At 43.3% G+C, this 2162-nt stretch carries 1 protein-coding gene; it reads left to right on the forward strand.

Annotated elements, in window-relative coordinates; all coding sequences use genetic code 11:
* Positions 1 to 41: 41 nt before the first annotated feature.
* On the forward strand, positions 42 to 2162 hold a 2121-nt coding region (locus AAGC65_RS26050), incomplete at its 3' end, for a DUF5703 domain-containing protein (RefSeq protein ID WP_343115373.1).

Genomic DNA, 2162 nt, shown 5'->3' on the forward strand with positions numbered 1-2162 from the left:
TGGCTTGCCCGCCTCATCATTCAGAACCGACGATTGGTAATATGAAAAAAGCGCTGCTCCTGATATGGCTATTTTACTTCACCGCTGCCGTAGCGCAAACCGGCATTGAAAAATATAACGTTACCTGGAGCAGCCAAAGCCAAAACTCAAGTGAATCAATGCCATGCGGTGGCGGCGACATTGGTCTCAACGTTTGGGTTGAGAAAGGTGAACTGCTTTTTTATATAGCACGCAGCGGTACCTTTGATGAAAATAACGCTATGCTTAAACTGGGGCGTGTACGGGTAAAGCTCTCCCCTAATCCATTTGATAGCAAAGATTTCAAACAACAGCTAAACCTTCAAAATGGCTCGGTGCTTATATCTGGAAAAAGCGGAAAATTGGAAACACAGATCAGGCTTTGGGTTGACGTGTATCAGCCGGTTATTCACCTGAACATTAAAAGCAATACAGCGCTAAAAACAACGGCCGCTTTTGAAAGCTGGCGCTACCGCGACAGAGCTGTTGAAGGCACAGAAAACAACCAGGGCTCCTGGAAATTCGCGCCGCAAGGGTCGGTTGTAACCCTTAAGGATAGCATTACCTTTAATAACAATACAGTATTATTTTATCATCACAACCTGGATTCTACCATATTTGATGCTACAGTAAAACAGCAAGGCATGGAAGCTGTGAAAAGCCAAATGTTCAATCCGCTAAAAAATCTCACATTTGGCGGTTTGATTCAAGGTAAAAATTTGAAACCGGCAGGTACTTATAGAGGAAAATATCAGAATACTGATTTTGAAGCTTGGCAACTACAAAGTGTCAGCCCTACTCACGATCAGGATATAAAGATATATCTGAATACTGCTCAGACCAACGTAACCGACTGGCGCAAAGGCTTAAATAAAGCAATACAAGAAGCCAAAGTAAACCAAAAGATAGCATGGCAAAAAACAGCTGATTGGTGGAAAGCATATTGGGAAAGAAGTTTTATCGACATAAATCCTACGCAGCCAAATGCGGATACTATAGCATGGCAAACCGGAAAAAACTATCAATTATTCCGGTATATGCTTGGATGCAATGCTTATGGCGAATACCCAACTAAATTCAATGGCGGATTGTTTACTTACGACCCTGTTTATGTAAACTCAAAAATGCCTTACACTCCTGACTTCCGGAATTGGGGAGGTGGATTGATGACGGCTCAAAACCAACGTTTGGTATATTTCCCTATGCTTAAAAGCGGCGATTTCGGCCTGATGAAACCGCAGTTTGATTTTTATCTGCGGGCTTTACGCAACGCTGAGTTGCGCAGTCAGGTTTATTGGGGGCATTCAGGGGCTTGCTTTACCGAGCAACTTGAAAATTTCGGCTTACCAAACAGTGCCGAGTATACCTGGAAACGTCCCGCCAATTTTGACAAAGGGGTTGAGTACAATGCCTGGCTGGAATATACCTGGGATACAGTTTTTGAATTTTGCCTTATGATATTGGAAACGGAACGCTATGCCGGGAAGGATATTCATCAATACATTCCGCTAATAAAAAGTTGCTTAACGTTTTTTGATGAACATTACCAATATCTATCGAGGTTGCGAAGCAGCAGGGCGCTTGATGGTAATGGCCATTTGGTTTTATACCCCGGCTCCAGTGCCGAGACTTTTAAAATGACTTATAACTCCAACTCAACCATTGCTGCTCTGCAAGCTATTACTACACGACTGCTTGCATTGCCTAATGATTATCTTGATAAAGCTGAACGGCTAAAGTTAGAGGCCCTCCTCAAACGCATCCCTCCTATAAGTTTTAGTGAGATAAAGGGACAACAGGTATTTACTCCGGCAAAATCATGGGAACGTATTAATAATGTAGAAAGCCCGCAGTTTTACCCGGTATTTCCCTGGGGAATTTACGGCATAGGTAAACCAGGAATGGATATTGCACTGAACAGTTGGAAGCTGGATACCCTTGCCATTAAATTCAGAAGTGGTATAGGCTGGAAACAGGATAATATATTTGCCGCTCGACTCGGATTATCTAAAGAAGCAGCGGACTTAACGTCGTTCAAACTTAAAGATTCCGGAAGGCGTTTCCCAACATTTTGGGGACCAGGTTTCGACTGGACTCCCGATCATAACTGGGGTGGCTCTGGCATGATAGGTCTGCAGGAAATG

It is taken from the genome of Mucilaginibacter sp. (assembly GCF_039207105.1).
Classification (GTDB): Bacteria; Bacteroidota; Bacteroidia; order Sphingobacteriales; family Sphingobacteriaceae; genus Mucilaginibacter.